This is a genomic window from Alteromonas sp. ABH4_452, from assembly GCF_056311825.1.
In genome coordinates this window covers 278,513-293,713 of the sequence record NZ_CM149973.1, presented here as the reverse complement: position 1 = coordinate 293,713, position 15,201 = coordinate 278,513, and the positions used below count along the sequence as shown (strand labels likewise).

General features: G+C 45.4%; 14 protein-coding genes, 1 tRNA gene and 1 pseudogene. 10 read left to right on the top strand and 6 right to left on the bottom strand.

Annotated features, from left to right (window positions below; all coding sequences use genetic code 11):
* Window positions 1-197: 197 nt before the first annotated feature.
* The 4 genes from ACYX4N_RS01240 to glpG all read left to right on the top strand — a co-directional run bounded on the left by ACYX4N_RS01240 (window position 198) and on the right by glpG (window position 3,749).
* Window positions 198-1,394 carry a glycine C-acetyltransferase gene (locus tag ACYX4N_RS01240; protein WP_474803182.1) on the top strand — a complete coding sequence of 399 codons (1,197 nt, stop codon included), beginning with the start codon at window positions 198-200 and terminating at the stop codon, window positions 1,392-1,394.
* Window positions 1,391-2,416: an L-threonine 3-dehydrogenase gene (tdh, locus tag ACYX4N_RS01235; protein ID WP_474803179.1), complete on the top strand. Its 1,026-nt coding sequence runs from the start codon at window positions 1,391-1,393 to the stop codon at window positions 2,414-2,416. The genes ACYX4N_RS01240 and tdh overlap by 4 nt, the downstream gene beginning before the upstream one ends.
* The gene (gene glpE / locus ACYX4N_RS01230) at window positions 2,416-2,727 is read left to right on the top strand and encodes a thiosulfate sulfurtransferase GlpE (RefSeq protein WP_118490912.1); all 312 of its coding nucleotides are present in this window, start codon (window positions 2,416-2,418) and stop codon (window positions 2,725-2,727) included. The genes tdh and glpE overlap by 1 nt, the downstream gene beginning before the upstream one ends.
* A 158-nt stretch (window positions 2,728-2,885) precedes the next feature.
* A complete protein-coding gene (gene glpG / locus ACYX4N_RS01225; RefSeq protein ID WP_474803176.1) occupies window positions 2,886-3,749 on the top strand; it encodes a rhomboid family intramembrane serine protease GlpG in 864 nt (287 codons plus the stop codon).
* 204 nt (window positions 3,750-3,953) lie between these two features.
* Here the strand turns inward: glpG and ACYX4N_RS01220 are convergent, their stop codons facing one another.
* Complete coding sequence (locus tag ACYX4N_RS01220; RefSeq protein ID WP_474803173.1) at window positions 3,954-4,367, bottom strand: flagellar basal body-associated protein FliL; 414 nt, start codon at window positions 4,365-4,367, stop codon at window positions 3,954-3,956.
* 148 nt (window positions 4,368-4,515) lie between these two features.
* On the opposite strand from ACYX4N_RS01220, the gene ACYX4N_RS01215 reads away from it, so the two are divergent.
* The 4 genes and pseudogenes from ACYX4N_RS01215 to ACYX4N_RS01200 all read left to right on the top strand — a co-directional run bounded on the left by ACYX4N_RS01215 (window position 4,516) and on the right by ACYX4N_RS01200 (window position 6,787).
* Window positions 4,516-5,085 carry a chorismate--pyruvate lyase family protein gene (locus ACYX4N_RS01215; RefSeq protein WP_474803170.1) on the top strand — a complete coding sequence of 190 codons (570 nt, stop codon included), beginning with the start codon at window positions 4,516-4,518 and terminating at the stop codon, window positions 5,083-5,085.
* A complete protein-coding gene (gene ubiA, locus ACYX4N_RS01210) occupies window positions 5,082-5,933 on the top strand; it encodes a 4-hydroxybenzoate octaprenyltransferase (protein WP_474803167.1) in 852 nt (283 codons plus the stop codon). Before ACYX4N_RS01215 ends, ubiA begins: the two co-directional genes overlap by 4 nt.
* 217 nt (window positions 5,934-6,150) lie before the next feature.
* Window positions 6,151-6,480 (top strand): annotated as a pseudogene (locus ACYX4N_RS01205) (type II toxin-antitoxin system RelE/ParE family toxin); the annotation flags it as partial.
* Window position 6,481: 1 nt separating this feature from the next.
* Complete coding sequence (locus ACYX4N_RS01200; RefSeq protein WP_069943488.1) at window positions 6,482-6,787, top strand: helix-turn-helix domain-containing protein; 306 nt, start codon at window positions 6,482-6,484, stop codon at window positions 6,785-6,787.
* A gap of 110 nt (window positions 6,788-6,897) precedes the next feature.
* Here ACYX4N_RS01200 and ubiK read toward each other — a convergent pair whose 3' ends face one another.
* Window positions 6,898-7,149: a ubiquinone biosynthesis accessory factor UbiK gene (gene ubiK / locus ACYX4N_RS01195; protein WP_012516595.1), complete on the bottom strand. Its 252-nt coding sequence runs from the start codon at window positions 7,147-7,149 to the stop codon at window positions 6,898-6,900.
* Window positions 7,150-7,260: 111 nt separating this feature from the next.
* Here ubiK and rep point away from each other — a divergent pair, with 111 nt between their 5' ends.
* Window positions 7,261-9,276: a DNA helicase Rep gene (rep, locus tag ACYX4N_RS01190; RefSeq protein WP_269917521.1), complete on the top strand. Its 2,016-nt coding sequence runs from the start codon at window positions 7,261-7,263 to the stop codon at window positions 9,274-9,276.
* 131 nt (window positions 9,277-9,407) lie between these two features.
* Here rep and ACYX4N_RS01185 read toward each other — a convergent pair whose 3' ends face one another.
* Together ACYX4N_RS01185 and ACYX4N_RS01180 are read right to left on the bottom strand one after the other, a co-directional pair.
* Window positions 9,408-12,008: a sensor domain-containing phosphodiesterase gene (locus ACYX4N_RS01185; protein ID WP_474857203.1), complete on the bottom strand. Its 2,601-nt coding sequence runs from the start codon at window positions 12,006-12,008 to the stop codon at window positions 9,408-9,410.
* Window positions 12,009-12,110: 102 nt separating this feature from the next.
* A complete protein-coding gene (locus ACYX4N_RS01180; protein ID WP_014947775.1) occupies window positions 12,111-12,518 on the bottom strand; it encodes a c-type cytochrome in 408 nt (135 codons plus the stop codon).
* Between the two features lie 265 nt (window positions 12,519-12,783).
* On the opposite strand from ACYX4N_RS01180, the gene ACYX4N_RS01175 reads away from it, so the two are divergent.
* A tRNA-Arg gene (locus ACYX4N_RS01175) sits at window positions 12,784-12,860 on the top strand.
* A gap of 2 nt (window positions 12,861-12,862) precedes the next feature.
* Here the strand turns inward: ACYX4N_RS01175 and ACYX4N_RS01170 are convergent.
* A complete protein-coding gene (locus ACYX4N_RS01170) occupies window positions 12,863-13,720 on the bottom strand; it encodes a helix-turn-helix domain-containing protein (RefSeq protein ID WP_476055350.1) in 858 nt (285 codons plus the stop codon).
* 74 nt (window positions 13,721-13,794) lie between these two features.
* A complete protein-coding gene (locus tag ACYX4N_RS01165) occupies window positions 13,795-15,192 on the bottom strand; it encodes a sugar porter family MFS transporter (protein ID WP_476055349.1) in 1,398 nt (465 codons plus the stop codon).
* Window positions 15,193-15,201: the final 9 nt, after the last annotated feature.

Below are 15,201 nucleotides of genomic sequence, written 5' to 3'. Positions count from 1 at the left end.
CTGCAAAAATGTACAACAAAGGTCAACAGGCCCTAGCACTTAAAACAAATTAGCGTGATTTAAGCATTTTTTGTGAGTGTGCTGAATAATTTACAAACTTAGTCGACAAACCCATTAAATACAGCGCAAGGGTGTGTACCCTTTCATGCGCTTTCATTACACTAGCGGTTTTCATATACCCACACTTGGAGAATGGCATGTCTGCGGCATTTATTTCTCATTTGCAATCGCAAATTGAAGCCACGAAAGAAGATGGTTTGTACAAAAAAGAGCGTGTAATCACGTCCCAACAACAAGCGGATATTGGCGTTGCTGGTGGCGAGCACGTTATTAATTTTTGTGCTAACAACTACCTTGGCCTAGCAAATAATGAAAGCTTAATCGAAGCGGCGAAAGAAGGCTTAGATAGTCATGGCTTCGGCGTAGCATCTGTGCGATTCATTTGCGGAACGCAAGACATTCACAAGCAACTAGAAGCCTCTATCAGCGACTTTTTAGGTACAGAAGATACCATTCTTTATCCGTCTTGTTTTGATGCCAATGGCGGACTGTTTGAAACCCTTCTTGGACCAGAAGATGCCATTATTTCTGATGCATTAAACCATGCGAGTATCATTGACGGCGTGCGCTTGTGTAAAGCCAAACGTTACCGCTATGCCAATAACGACATGGCAGCGCTAGAAGAGCAATTAAAGCAAGCTGATGCCGACGGCGCGCGCTTTAAAATCATTGCTACCGATGGCGTATTTTCCATGGACGGCGTTATTGCCGACCTTGCTTCAATCTGCGACCTGGCCGACAAATACGGTGCCATGGTAATGGTTGATGACTGCCACGCAACGGGTTTCTTAGGCGAAAATGGTAAAGGTAGCCATGAATACTGCGGTGTAATGGGTCGTGTAGATATCATTACAGGTACTTTAGGCAAAGCCCTTGGCGGCGCGTCAGGCGGTTACACGTCAGGCAAAAAAGAAGTGGTTGAATGGCTACGTCAGCGCTCACGTCCTTACCTATTTTCTAACTCAGTCGCGCCACCTATTGTTTCAGCATCATTAAAAGTGTTTGAAATGATGAAAGAAGGCGATGAATTACGCGCTAATCTATGGCGAAATGCCAACCACTTCCGTAAGCGCATGGAAGACGCGGGTTTTACCCTTGCTGGTAAAGATCACGCTATTATTCCGGTAATGCTTGGCGATGCCCGCTTAGCCAGTGAAATGGCTGATAAACTGCTAGAAAAAGGCATTTACGTTATTGGCTTCTCTTACCCTGTTGTACCAAAAGGGCAAGCCCGAATTCGTACGCAAATGTCAGCAGGTCACAGCCTTGAACACGTAGATAAAGCCATCGATGCGTTTATCGAAGTAGGCCGTGAAATGGGAGTGATTTCATGAAGTCGCTGGTAAAAGCAAAAGCGGAAAAAGGCATTTGGCTACAAGACACGCCAAAGCCTGAAGTAGGGCACAACGACCTACTGATTAAAATTCGCAAAACCGCGATTTGCGGTACTGATATGCATATCTACAACTGGGATGAGTGGTCGCAGAACACGATTCCCGTACCTATGGTGGTTGGTCACGAATACGTTGGCGAAGTAGTGGGTATGGGGCAAGAAGTAAAAGGCTTCGAAGTTGGTGACCGTGTTTCAGGTGAAGGTCATATTACTTGTGGTCACTGCCGCAACTGTCGCGCTGGTCGCGTACACTTGTGCCGTAACACTGAGGGTGTGGGTGTAAACCGCCCTGGTGCTTTCGCAGAGTACTTGGTAATTCCCGCATTCAACGCGTTTAAAATTCCAGACAATATCAGCGACGACCTCGCGTCTATTTTCGACCCGTTTGGTAATGCCGTTCACACCGCGCTAAGTTTCGACTTGGTAGGCGAAGATGTGCTTATTACAGGTGCTGGTCCTATAGGTATTATGGCGGCGGCGGTCGCAAAACATGTAGGTGCGCGACACGTTGTTGTTACCGACATTAATCCTTACCGTCTTGAACTGGCTAAAAAAATGGGTGCAACCCGTGCTGTTGATGTAAGTAAAGAAAACTTACAAGACGTTATGGACGAACTGGGCATGTCAGAGGGGTTCGATGTGGGCCTTGAGATGTCTGGTGTGCCAGTAGCCTTCAGAGACATGCTCGACAAGATGAATCACGGCGGCAAAGTGGCCATGCTGGGTATTCCTCCGCAAGACGTTGCTGTCGACTGGAACCAGGTCATTTTTAAAGGTCTGGTCATAAAAGGTATCTATGGCCGAGAAATGTTCGAGACCTGGTACAAAATGGCGAGCTTACTACAAAGTGGCCTAGATCTTTCTCCCATCATCACTCATACCTTTTCCGTTGATGACTTTCAGAAAGGGTTTGATACCATGGGGTCAGGACACTCAGGTAAAGTTATTTTGGACTGGCAATAATGACAACATTCTCACACATTAGCGTAAACGACGTGGCTAACTTCCAAGGCGACGTAACTATTGTGGATATTCGCGATCCTCAATCGTTTGCTAATGGCCATATGCCCAATGCGGCACCGCTTAACAACGACAACTTTGGGGCGTTTATTGACCAAACACCCAAAGATATTCCAGTTGTTGTAGTGTGTTACCACGGCGTAAGCAGCCAGCAGGCTGCGCAAGTGATTGCTCAGCAAGGCTTTGAGACCGTTTATAGTATGGACGGGGGCTTTGAAGCGTGGCGACAGGCGAACCCGGTAGTAACCGAATAGCGATTTTATAAAGGTGCACAATGTGCACCTTTATTTTATGTTTTGCAGGTCTTTCACTATTTCAGTATAAAGAGTCAATGACGAGAGCTAGGATTCCGCGCTCTTGCACATCTTTATCGCTTCACACTCTTTTTTGCTTTTGGGGTAACAACTAGCTTATGGGTCATCCTTTAATTGCGTTTAATCAGCAAAGTCCAGCGCACCTTCTTGCCAACTACTTAACCAGTCAGCATATCAACGCCAACGTAGTACAGCACGAAAAAGAGTTTGTGGTTGTGCTGGATAACAATGAGCATGTTGACCGCGCAAAAGTTATCGCAGAAGACTTTATAGCAAATCCAACCAACCCTAAATATCAGCAAGCGGCATGGGACAGTGGTAAGAACGTACAGCTAGCCCCATCAGGTAGCGGCTTTTCGTTAAGCAAAATAATCTCTGATGCCGTTAAAGCGCCGTTTACTTCTGTGGTATTTGTGCTGTGTGCTGCAGTTTACCTATTGTCTTTATTTGGGTTATTTGCCCCCATTGCACAGCACTTATTGATGCAGCCGTTTTCTGTCTTGGCACAAAATCACGAGTGGTGGCGGCTGCTGGGCCCGGCGTTCATTCATTTCTCGGCACTTCATATCATATTTAATTTACTGTGGTGGGGCATGCTGGGGGCCAAAATTGAACGTACTTTAGGTATCAGCATGCTGCTTATTGTATTTTTAGTATCAGCCACAATTTCAAATGCCGCACAGGCGCTATTTAGCGACCCTGTACAAGGCAACCTATTCTTATTTGGCGGCTTATCTGGTGTGGTATATGCCGTGATGGGTTTTGTGTGGTGGCTGGGCTGGCTGCGCCCTAGTTGGGGGCTGTCGTTACCAAACTCTATTGTAGGCTTTATGCTGGTTTGGTTGGTTATTGGCTATGCCGACATACTGTGGGTGAGCATGGCAAATGCTGCACATACCGCAGGGCTTATTTCAGGCTGTTTACTTGCCGCCATACTAAGCTTGGGTTCTGCTAAGCGTTAGCAATTGTCCAGCGCAGGCCTTAGTTTGTATAAGTGCTAGAACGTGCAGGTATCACAACGAAAAGATAGGGAATAGTTAGCCGCGCTTACTTAGATATTTGGCGTATTACACGCTAATAAAAAACGGTAAACTACTATAGAAACAAAAAAGCGAGCTCAGTATTGAAGCTCGCTTTTTCATTAGGTTAGGCTGCAGTTATTCTGCTTAAGCACCCTGATATAAGTACTTAGTAAAGATGACGTTCTTAATCACTTCACCACCGGTTTCTTGCTGCATATGCTCTTGAAGAGCTTTCAATATAGCGCGGCGAATATCTTCACGACCGGTTAGCGACTTTACTTTTTCTGCGGGCTGCTGTCCGAAAATCTCAATAGCGGTAGCGCGTAGTAGTGGCATATGGTGTTCAGCAATTTCCAGTTGATTCACATCGTTAATCATCAACTCTACCGACACGCGAACGTAACCCAGCTTCTGTGCGCTGTCGCTAATATAGTTGGTAACAATTTCTGGCTCTAAGCCCAAATAAGCGTAGTTGGCTTTATCTTGTGCCAATGCTGAATTGCAACCAAAAACAAAAAAACTAACCGCAAATACACGTAAAACGAGTGACTTAAACATAGTGGAGCCTGAAACACCAAAGTAATAAATTCACTTGGTAGTGTAGCAAATCTCTAATCAAACACACTACTGCAAAAGTTTAACCAAGTGAAAATATTCTCACATGACGTGTTATCATACTAACAGATTCATTATTCGGGCTTTTCGTGTGAGTTTTAATGCCACTTTTCCAGTGGGTTTGGCGGTTGACTGGCAAGCACCTTCTGGCATCACAATTCCTAATGCGCAGCTAAAAAATTGGCTTTTAGACACAGGGTCGTTGACCGAGCGGGTGCAATCACTAAGCGATCATTTTTCGCTGGAGCTTATCGGGCAGAGCACGCAAATACCTCACGACAACGAGCTGTCGTTACTTCACAATAACGGTAACACCAGCTATCAAGCCCGTGAAATTCTATTATGTGGCGATCACCAACCCTGGGTGTTTGCACGCTCAATTATCCCCCAAGCATTTGTAGACAGTGAGCTTTCTGACTTAGGTCGCGAGCCACTGGGAAAACGCTTATTTAACGACGCGCGGTTCACCCGTTCACAGTTCCAATTGTGTACTGCCCAAGCCTCCCAGTTTGGCATCAATAGTAATCAAACCTTGTGGGGAAGGCGCTCGTTGTTTACGTTAGATAACTACAGCATGATAGTGGCAGAAGTTTTTCTTCCACATTCTCCGGCTTACGGTCAGTCAGCGACAAGCGAAAAGGAAAGCGAACAACAATTATGAAACACAATTGGAATGCATATGCGCGACTTATGCGCCTAGATAAACCCGTAGGTATTTATTTATTGTTGTGGCCTACATTGTGGGCACTGTTAATGGCGGCACAAGGTTTACCGTCTTTAGGCATTACGCTTATCTTTGTGGCTGGCGTAGTCGTAATGCGTTCAGCAGGCTGCGTTATCAATGACTATGCCGATAGAAAAGTGGACGGACGCGTAAAGCGCACAACCCAGCGTCCGTTGGCAACTGGTGAAGTTAAGCCTAAACAAGCGCTTCAGTTATTTGGCGCACTTATCGCTATTGCGTTTGTGTTAGTGCTGTTTCTTAACTGGCAAACTATCGCGTTATCTGTCGTAGCGCTTTTGCTTGCTGCAAGCTATCCCTTCATGAAGCGTTATACCCACTTGCCGCAGGTGGTATTAGGTGCGGCATTTGGCTGGGCGATACCTATGGCTTTCATGGCCGTGCTAGAAACTGTACCCACGTACGCTTGGTGGTTGTTTATTGCTAACTTACTATGGACAGTAGCGTACGACACCATGTACGCCATGGTAGACCGCGACGACGATTTGCAAATAGGCGTTAAATCTACCGCCATATTGTTTGGTAAAAACGACGTGCTAATTGTGATGTTGTTGCAAGCCTGCGCGCTAGCAATTCTGTGGTGTATAGGCGTAACAATCAATGCGACATGGCCTTACTACGCAGCCGTGCTGTTTTCTGCTTTGCTATGCGTGCGCCAATATCAACTTATTAAACGCCGACAGCGTGAAGGCTGTTTCACCGCGTTTATTGAAAACCACTACATTGGTTTAGCCATTACGCTTGGTACGGCGCTGCATTTTTGTTAGGTAAGGTAAAACTTACCAACAGCAAACTTCAACCTGTACCCACGTCCCCTTATAACTAATTTATAGCCAGTCTAAAGTATTCACTAGCTTATACAGGCACGCGCTTTAATCACTAAGTGTTTTTAAAACTGTGCACAAATTGTGCTACTAAGTGTTATACTTTGGGTGTCGAATGGAATCTATACGCATGTATAAATTGAAGTGATTCAAGAGGTGGGCGAGTAAGGAAGGTTTATCAGACAGCTTGTTAAAATTAGCAATTGCAGAAATGCAACAGGGATTAGTTGACGCCGATTTAGGTGCAAACGTGTATAAAAAGTGAGTACCTCTTTTGGGGCAAGGCAAAAGTGGAAGTCTAAGAACTCTCATAGCTTTTCAAGTGGATAATAAAGCCTTTTTTATTTACGGTTTTTCCGAAAGCACCCGCTCTAACATTAGTGTTAAAGAGATGAAGTCTTTAAAACTCTTAGCTAAAGAGCTACTGAACTACTGCGAGGAAAAGCTTAAGAAAGCTATTGATTCAGGCAGTATTGAAGAGGTGAGATAGCATGAAAGAAAGCATTTTAGATGTAGTACATAGTACGGCAAAAGATTTGAGCGAAGCTGGAGTAATGGATAAGCAGACTATGCATAAGTTTGATGCATTATGTTTACCCAAACTCAAACAATATGATGGACAGCGGATAAAAGCAATACGTGAAAAAGCAAGAGTAAGCCAAGCTGTTTTTGCTGCCTATTTAAATATCACGCCATCTACAATCAAGCAGTGGGAGCAGGGGAGCAAAAAGCCTCGAGGTACTTCTTTAAAGCTTCTGAGCCTTGTTGAGCAGAAAGGTCTAGAGATCTTGATGTAACGTTTCTTTTGTTCCGTGCTTTTGCAAAGACAGAAAAGCATTCTTTATCTCATCGGTTTCAACAAAAAAGCGCCATAAAGGCGCTTTCAGGTTTCTAGAAGTACCAAAGTCTACTTTTCTGCTAGTTTCGCTTCTAGCTCGGCTATGCGACTTTCCATAGCGTCTAACTTTTCGCGAGTGCGAATAAGCACTTGGCTTTGAATATCGAACTCTTCGCGAGTCACTAAATCAAGTTTCGACAGCTGCGACTGCAATACTGTTTTCACTCGGCCTTCTGCTTCTTCAGCCATGTTTTTAACGCCTGGTGGTACGGCATCAGCAATTTGTTTCGCTAAATCTTCGAGTTTCTTCGGATCCAACATGGAATTCCCTTATAATGCGCAGCTCAAAATATGAAAGCTATTCTATCGGTATCGTCGCGACATGCAATGAAAACCGTGTTACGCCCAAACGTACGTTGTTTTAGGAATTAAATGAAACTAAATGAAGCTCAAGAATCTGCCGTAACCTATGTGTCTGGCCCATGTTTGGTGCTGGCAGGGGCGGGCAGTGGTAAAACCCGTGTAATTACCAACAAGATTGCTCATTTAGTTAGAAACTGCGATATGCCAGCGCGCTATATTGCAGCGGTTACTTTCACCAACAAAGCCGCACGTGAAATGAAAGAACGTGTAGCGCAAACCTTGGGTAAGCCAGAAGCCCGTGGGTTAAAGGTATCGACCTTTCACACCATGGGCTTAACCATTATTAAAGCCCATGTAAAAGACTTAGGTCTAAAACCAGGATTCTCGCTGTTCGATGATAAAGACTCGTTTGCCCTGCTTAACGACCTAACGTCCGACACCCTCGATGGCGATAAAGATCAGCTTCAGCTTCTGCAAAGCTGCATATCGAACTGGAAGAACGACCTTATATTGCCTGACGCCTTATTGAAGTCAGCAACCAGCACGGGCGAACGCGAATTTGCAGAAGCCTACAAGCGTTACCAAGACAACCTAAAAGCCTATAACGCGCTAGATTTTGATGACCTTATCCTGCTGCCCACACTGCTTTTAAAAAGCAGCGAAACGATAAGAGCCAAATGGCAAAGCAAAATTCGTTATCTGCTGGTGGATGAATACCAAGATACCAACACCAGTCAGTACGAGTTAGTAAAGTTACTAGTAGGCGAGCGCGCACGGTTTACCGTGGTTGGCGACGACGACCAGTCTATTTACTCATGGCGTGGCGCGAAGCCGCAAAACCTACATTTGCTGCAAGAAGATTTCCCTCGACTAAACGTGATTAAGCTACAGCAAAACTACCGCTCGTCAGGTCGCATTCTACATTGCGCGAATATTCTTATTCAGAACAACCCGCACTTGTTCGATAAAACACTATTTTCAGAGTTGCAGTACGGCGAACCGCTTAAAGTGATAGAGGCAAAGAACGAGGAACATGAAGGTGAGCGGGTGGTGGCAGAATTGCTGGCGCATAAGTTTATGAACCGCACCCAGTTTAAAGACTACGCCATTTTGTATCGCGGGAATCACCAAAGCCGTATTTTCGAAAAGCTGCTAATGAGCAACCGCATTCCTTACAAAATAAGCGGTGGGATGTCGTTCTTTGGTCGAGCTGAAGTGAAAGACATCATGGCCTATTTACGGCTATTGGTGAATCAGGACGACGATAATGCTTTGCTGCGTATAATAAATACGCCCGGGCGTGGTATAGGCCGCGCTACGCTAGAAAAACTGGGTAACTTTGCCAATAGCTTGGGTGTGTCTATGTTTGAAGCCGCGACCCATCCTAACTTAAACAGCGTGCTGCCTGATAAAGCCTTTCATTCGGTATCGACCTTTGCCCGCTGGGTAGTTGAGCTGTCGGACAACGCTGAACGTGGCAACACCGCAGATGCAGTGCGCACCATGATCCGCACCATGGGCTACGAAGAGTGGCTATATGAAACCAGCGCCAGCCCCAAGGCCGCAGAAATGGCCATGGCCAATGTGAGTACGCTATTTGGCTGGGTTAACGATATGCTGGAAGGCAACGACCTAGACCAACCCATGACTTTAACTGAGGTAGTGAACCGCTTAATTCTGCGCGACATGATGGAGCGAGGTGAAGACGATGGGGAAGGGGACCAGGTTCAGTTAATGACGCTGCATGCTTCAAAAGGTTTGGAATTCCCTATTGTGTTCCTAGTGGGTATGGAAGAGGGCTTATTGCCGCACCAAAGCAGTATTGACGAAGATAACGTAGAAGAAGAGCGCCGACTTGCCTACGTAGGTATTACCCGTGCCCAGCGCGAGCTGATTTTTAGCCTTGCCAAAGAGCGTCGACAGTTTGGTGAAGTGATTAACCCCGAGCCAAGCCGCTTTTTATTCGAACTGCCGCCCGATGACGTTCAGTGGGAAAACCAAAAGCCAAAGGCAACGAAAGAAGAGCGCCAGCAAAAAGCACAGGTGGGTATTGCTAACCTAAGAGGTATATTAGGTAAAAAGTAGTCGGTAAGTATCTAACTCAGTTAGCTTTGTCAATGCAGATTGGTCGGAATAACCGCAGTGAGAAATTTTCCGGCTAGATGCCTCAAATATACACTTTCAAGGAAGTGAAAACTGAAAGTGGGTACTTACTTTTAGCTGGCTAGCAGTGCCATATCAAGCACTTTGGCGTGCTTTAATATCTTGCCCTGACCGTACGAACACTCAATTTCATTTAGGGCGTCAAGCTGGGCTTGAGAATCTACTCCCTCTGCGATCACCTTAAACTTAAGGTGTTCAGAAATAAGCATCACCGATTGAATAAGCTTTAAGTTACGCTGAGAGCGCGGGAGTGATTTTACAAATCGGTGGTCAATCTTGATGAAGTCGAAGGGGTAAGCAAACAGGTAACTTAGCGAAGCTAATCCACTTCCAAAGTTATCAAGAACAAGGGTTACGCCAGCGCGTTTGAGCTTTTTAATTGCCGGTAAGATAAACTGCGAACGTCGATTTAAGTCATTTTCATCAAACTCAAACACAAGCTGGCTTGGCGTAATGTCAGATGCCGCAATTACGTCTATCATTTGATTAACCATAGAAGCCTGTAATAAGTGGTTAATCGACACGTTAACCGCTATTTTGTTAATAGGCTCATCTGTATTCTTGTAGTGGTTTAGTAACTCGCATGCTTTGTTAAGCTGAAATAAATCAAGGTCTAGCGTTAGGCCGCTGTGCTCAGCCACTTCCCTAAACTGCTCACGGGCTATTTTGCCGTAGGCAGGGTGAGACCAGCGAATATACATTTCTTTATACAGCGTGCTCTTGTCATTTAAGTCAATCACTGGCTGCAAAAAGTAATCAAACTCTTCTTCACGCAGGGCGCGCCTGAATTCATTTTCAAGCTCCAGCTCTTCTATCAGCCTTTCGCGCATGCTCTTATCAAACATTACGTAACGGCCACGCCCCAGCGTCTTCGCTTGGTACATGGCTGCGTCGGCATCACGTAATACTTCGTCGGCGCTGCGATAATAGGTTTCTAAGTGGGCAATACCCACGCTGGCGCCGGAATACATTTCGCGACCATCCAGTAAGAATGGCTCTGAAATTGAAGAAATGATGCGACTAGCTACTTCTTCTACATCGGCTTCATCTTCGAAGTTATCCAGCAGTACAACAAACTCATCACCTCCTAAGCGGGCTAATAAGTCGTGACCGCGAATACACAGCGCAATGCGTCTTGCGACCTCAATTAAGAACTCGTCGCCCGCGTGGTGACCTAGCGTGTCGTTAATAACTTTGAAGCGATCTAAATCGATAAATAACACCGCGAACAGGTTGTCGCTGTAACGTTGCTTGCTGGCTACGGCTAGCTCCAACCGACTTGTGAACATAGCGCGGTTAGGTAAATCCGTTAACGAGTCGTGGTGGGCGTCGTGGATAAGCTTAAGCTCAATCTCTTTGCGCTCTTCAATTTGCTGCTTTAAAAACTTGTTCGCGCGGTTAAGTTCTGCAGTGCGCTCTTTCACGCGCTCTTCAAGCTCAATGTTATAGCGCTGCATCGACTCGGTGTTACGCTTGCGCTCAATGGCTACCGCAATGTGGTGCGATACAAAGCGAAGAAGCTCTTGGTCGCGGGCATTGTATTTTGCCAGTTTACCGTAGGTTTGAACTGCAATAACCCCGGCAATTTCGCCTTCAACAACAAGCGGTGAACCGAGCCAAGAGTTAGCACTATTTAGCATAGTCTGAGCAACAGACACATCGAGGTCTCCCGACTCGGCCAGCTCTAACACCTTCGGCGGGTTTACTAGCTCAGCTTGGCCTGTACGTAACACATATTCGGTAAGCCCTAAGCCGAGCGGCCTGGCACTAATCTCTTTGTTTTTGGTATCGCTGAAGTACGGAAACTCCAACATATCTTTCTCTTTGTCGAGAATAGCTATGTAACAGTTCGGAGCGCTAATAAGCCGCGCAAGAATATCGTGAAGGCTGGAGTAGAAGGCATCCATATCGCCTTCAAGGTTGGCCGCCAGTTCAGAAATTTCAAACAGCGCTTGCTGCAGCGACTCTACTTTTTGGCGTTCTAAAATTTCTTCTTGAAGATCGTCGTTCGTTTTTCGAAGCTGGCGGGTACGCTCTCGAATAGTGCGTTCGGTAAGCTCTCTGTTTTTTACTCTATCTACGGTAGTAACAATATGCTGGGAAACAAAGAGCAGAACCTCTAAATCTTCCTGAGTGTAGTGCACGCCCTCATCATAAGTTTGCACTACCATTGCCCCAATCACTTGGCTACCGCGTTTAAGAGGAACGCCCAGTAGCTCATAGGGCTGTGAACCTACCAGCTTAATGTCGTGCTCAGAGGCAAAGGTTTCTTCTTCATCGCGCTTATAAAATAAGTAGTTGCCAGTTCTAAGAATATAGCCGGTCATACCGTCCATTAAAGACTCGGCAGGAAGCTGAGGAACGGTTTGTTCGTCGAATTCATCAATAAAATAGGCAAAGTCGACAACGTTGCTTTCAGGTTCGTAAAAGGCAACAAAGAAATTGTCGGCGTTCATGAAATCGGCAATGATTTCGTGAATAGCGGAGTAAAGGCGGTTTAGGTGACTTACAGAGCTGGCAAGTTCGGAAATATCAAAAAGCGCCTTCTGAACACGTTCAGCGCGCTTATATTTGTCGGTGAGTTGTTGGAGCTGCGGTATAAGTTCGCGCAGTTCTTCTTCCGTCAACTCGTGTTGCGTCGAATCTTGTGACATTCCGCTCGCCAGTAAAAAAGTAACGTTTCCCAACCGGTTAACTTACCCGATTAGAGGGTGAAACGCTACTTTTTCCATCAAGTTGTTGTGATCGTGTAGGTATTAGATACCTTCAATCATATACTCAATAGCGGCTTTAATTTCGTCATCAGAACAGTTGCCACAAGTACCGCGAGGAGGCATAGCGTTGATACCGTTCAAAGCGTTTTGCCATACACCATCAAGACCGCGCTCGTCCAAACGAGGCTGCCAGTCGGCTGCAACGTGAACTTTAGGAGCGCCTAGAACACCTGCAGAGTGGCAAGCAACACACGCAGAGTTGTAAACGTCTTCGCCAGACTTTGCACCGCCAGCTGCGCCAGCGCTACCTTCTGCCGCTGCACCTGCAACATGTACCTGACCTACCGGCTTAATGCGATCGGCAATTTCATCGTTACTCATTTCTTGTGCTTGTGCTGCAAAAACAGTTAGCGCAGTAGCAGCAACAGTTAACCAAGTCTTTAATTTCACATCTGTCTCCAGGCAATGATGAATTTGTTTAAAATATAACTGGCCAGATTATAACGGTTAATTGGGGCTGAACAACTATTTGAGGCCAATTACCCATAAAAAGTAAGGATTTTTAACACTTCTGCCAAGCCATCTAAAGAGATTTTAATAAATGAGTTGAAGCCAGCCCGTGGCGTCAGTATTATTACGCCCCGTTTGCAGCATACGTGTAGTGACGTAGTTCATTGTGGTAAACGCTCGGTGATTATCTCACCGGTTCTACAAACCGCCCTTAGCTCAGCTGGATAGAGCGCGGCCCTCCGGAGGCCGAGGTCAGAGGTTCGAATCCTCTAGGGCGGGCCATTTTATTTGTGGTTTTTGCGGAAACTAGAAGGTGTATAGTGAGTCGCTTTCTTAAAAAATTTAGTGAAATGAGCTTGGTCTTGAAAACCCAGACGCTCTGCTACGGCAGAGATGTTGATATTCGAAAAAATCAAAAGCCTTTTCGCCTCATCTAATAAGTACCTGTAAATCAATTCTGAAGCGCTTGATTGAGAATACTGCCTGCAAATTACATTAAGATGAGCGCTACTTACTCCTATCTTATTCGCGTACCATTTCACTTGGTGTTGTTCGCAACCATACTTCTTAATTAGCATCTCGTAAAAGCGGACTTTGTGTTCAGATCTAGACGGCTTAAGCACAGGTTGACTTGTTGATGGCTCAACCCTACCGAGAATAATTAAAAGTTGTTGAAGTAACGCTATTGTCATAGCCCCGCTACAAGCGAAGACGTTCCGGGCTTCGTCTTCCAGCTTTTGGCACAAATAGACGATATCATGTATGTACTTTCCGTCTAAACTCCCTATTAATGCGTCGTCAATGAAACCCAAGGAATCTACATTCTGTGCTATTTGTTTTACCACGGGTGAAACAACAGATAATACATGCCCTTTCGACCCCACGTCCCAATCAAACCCATGAACAACATTTTCAGGTATAAAAAGCGCGCAGGGAGCGGTCACTATCGTATTTCTGTCATCGAGTTGAACTTTACAACCGCCGGTCGTGATAACAAAAATTTGGCAAAGCGCCTTGTGACGATGAGGTAGTACCTTCCACCCGTGTAGCTGACTACGAACGGTCAGTGCTTCGCCATGAAAGAAAGCTTCGAACTCGTCAAAGCTATTCTCTACATAGAGCTCGAGATTTTTAGCGGTCAATTTTGACCTCCGTCGTGAACCATTTTCCTGCTTTACGAGAGTTGATCACAATAGCGTCACTTTTGGTGTTGCTGTTACATTGCTTCAAGTGATTTGCCTTTCGTCTCTTTCACGAACTTCACGACAAAGAAAATAGATAAAAATGCAGCAAGTGCGTAAAGACTATAAGCACCAACCAAACCAATTGCTAAAAGTAATATTGGGAAGGTTATTGTAATGAGGAAGTTGGCGCTCCACTGTGCAAGGCCACTTATAGCTAAACCAGACCCCCTTACTTGATTAGGAAACATTTCACCTAACATTACCCACATCACGGGCCCCCACGATAAATTAAAGAAGAAAACGTAAACATTAGCCGCCACTAGAGCGAGTGTTCCCATATGACCCGGCAGCTGAAGCTGTCCTTCTATAAATTGTCCGCTTTGAAATGCGATAACCATTAACGCTAGTGCTGTTGCCATACCGACAGAGCCGACAGTGAGTATGGGCTTTCGGCCCCATTTATCAATCAAGGTAATGGTAATAATACAAGCAAAGATACTCAGCCCTGCACTGAGTATATTTATCAGTAATGCATCTGACTCTGTAAACCCAACGGCTTGCCACAATACGGCACCGTAATAAAACACCACATTTATACCAACAAGCTGTTGTAAAACGGCTAGACCAATACCTACCCACACAACAGACCTCACTTTGTTCGTTGATGTGTCGAAAATGTCTCGCATTGAAGGCTTATGATCAGCTTGCAGCGAGTTAGATATCTCGTTGTATATAAGATTGGCCTGCTGTTCTCCAAAAAGCGCACTTAACACGCTTTTGGCTTTTTCTTCTTTTCCAGAGAAAACTAAATATCTTGGGCTTTCTGGTATAAAGAACAGTGCGAAAAAAAACAAACTTGCTGGGGCAAGTTCTACCCAAAACATCCAACGCCAAGCTTCAAATTCTGCCCACAATATGTCAGTTGATTTGCCTGCCGATAGCGCCAATGCATAGTTGCTAACAAATGCCGAGAAGAGACCAGTAATAATGGCAACTTGTTGAATAGTCGCCAAAGCGCCCCTGTATCTAGCTGGTGCAATTTCTGCAATATAAGCCGGTGACATGACGGAAGCTGCCCCTACAGCTATCCCTCCAAGTACGCGGTATATAACAAATTCAATCGAGCTGCCTGCGAGCCCCGAGCCTAACGCTGAGATAATAAAAAAAACTGCTGCGACAATCAGCAGGCTTTTCCTACCAAAAATATCTGCTAATTTCCCCGCAAAAAAAGCGCCAATGGCACAACCTAATAGCATTGATGCAACGTTAAAACCTGTGCCTATATCATCGGCATTAAACGCCGATTGCAGTCCGTCGATGGTCCCATTAATCACGCCACTGTCGAAACCAAATAAAAAACCGCCAATAGTCGCCACCAAGCTGACCAGAATAATAGTGAATCGGTTTTCGTTAGTGTTTGCTTGTTGCACAAACTTTCT

Excerpts from the sequence above, each read along its gene's own strand:
- rep (WP_269917521.1), top strand. The coding sequence starts at position 7,261 with ATGAAACTAAATGAAGCTCAAGAATCTGCCGTAACCTATGTGTCTGGC.
- ACYX4N_RS01185 (WP_474857203.1), bottom strand. The coding sequence starts at position 12,008 with ATGTCACAAGATTCGACGCAACACGAGTTGACGGAAGAAGAACTGCGC.
- ubiA (WP_474803167.1), top strand. The coding sequence starts at position 5,082 with ATGAAACACAATTGGAATGCATATGCGCGACTTATGCGCCTAGATAAA.
- ACYX4N_RS01200 (WP_069943488.1), top strand. The coding sequence starts at position 6,482 with ATGAAAGAAAGCATTTTAGATGTAGTACATAGTACGGCAAAAGATTTG.
- glpG (WP_474803176.1), top strand. The coding sequence starts at position 2,886 with ATGGGTCATCCTTTAATTGCGTTTAATCAGCAAAGTCCAGCGCACCTT.
- tdh (WP_474803179.1), top strand. The coding sequence starts at position 1,391 with ATGAAGTCGCTGGTAAAAGCAAAAGCGGAAAAAGGCATTTGGCTACAA.
- glpE (WP_118490912.1), top strand. The coding sequence starts at position 2,416 with ATGACAACATTCTCACACATTAGCGTAAACGACGTGGCTAACTTCCAA.
- ACYX4N_RS01220 (WP_474803173.1), bottom strand. The coding sequence starts at position 4,367 with ATGTTTAAGTCACTCGTTTTACGTGTATTTGCGGTTAGTTTTTTTGTT.
- ubiK (WP_012516595.1), bottom strand. The coding sequence starts at position 7,149 with ATGTTGGATCCGAAGAAACTCGAAGATTTAGCGAAACAAATTGCTGAT.
- ACYX4N_RS01240 (WP_474803182.1), top strand. The coding sequence starts at position 198 with ATGTCTGCGGCATTTATTTCTCATTTGCAATCGCAAATTGAAGCCACG.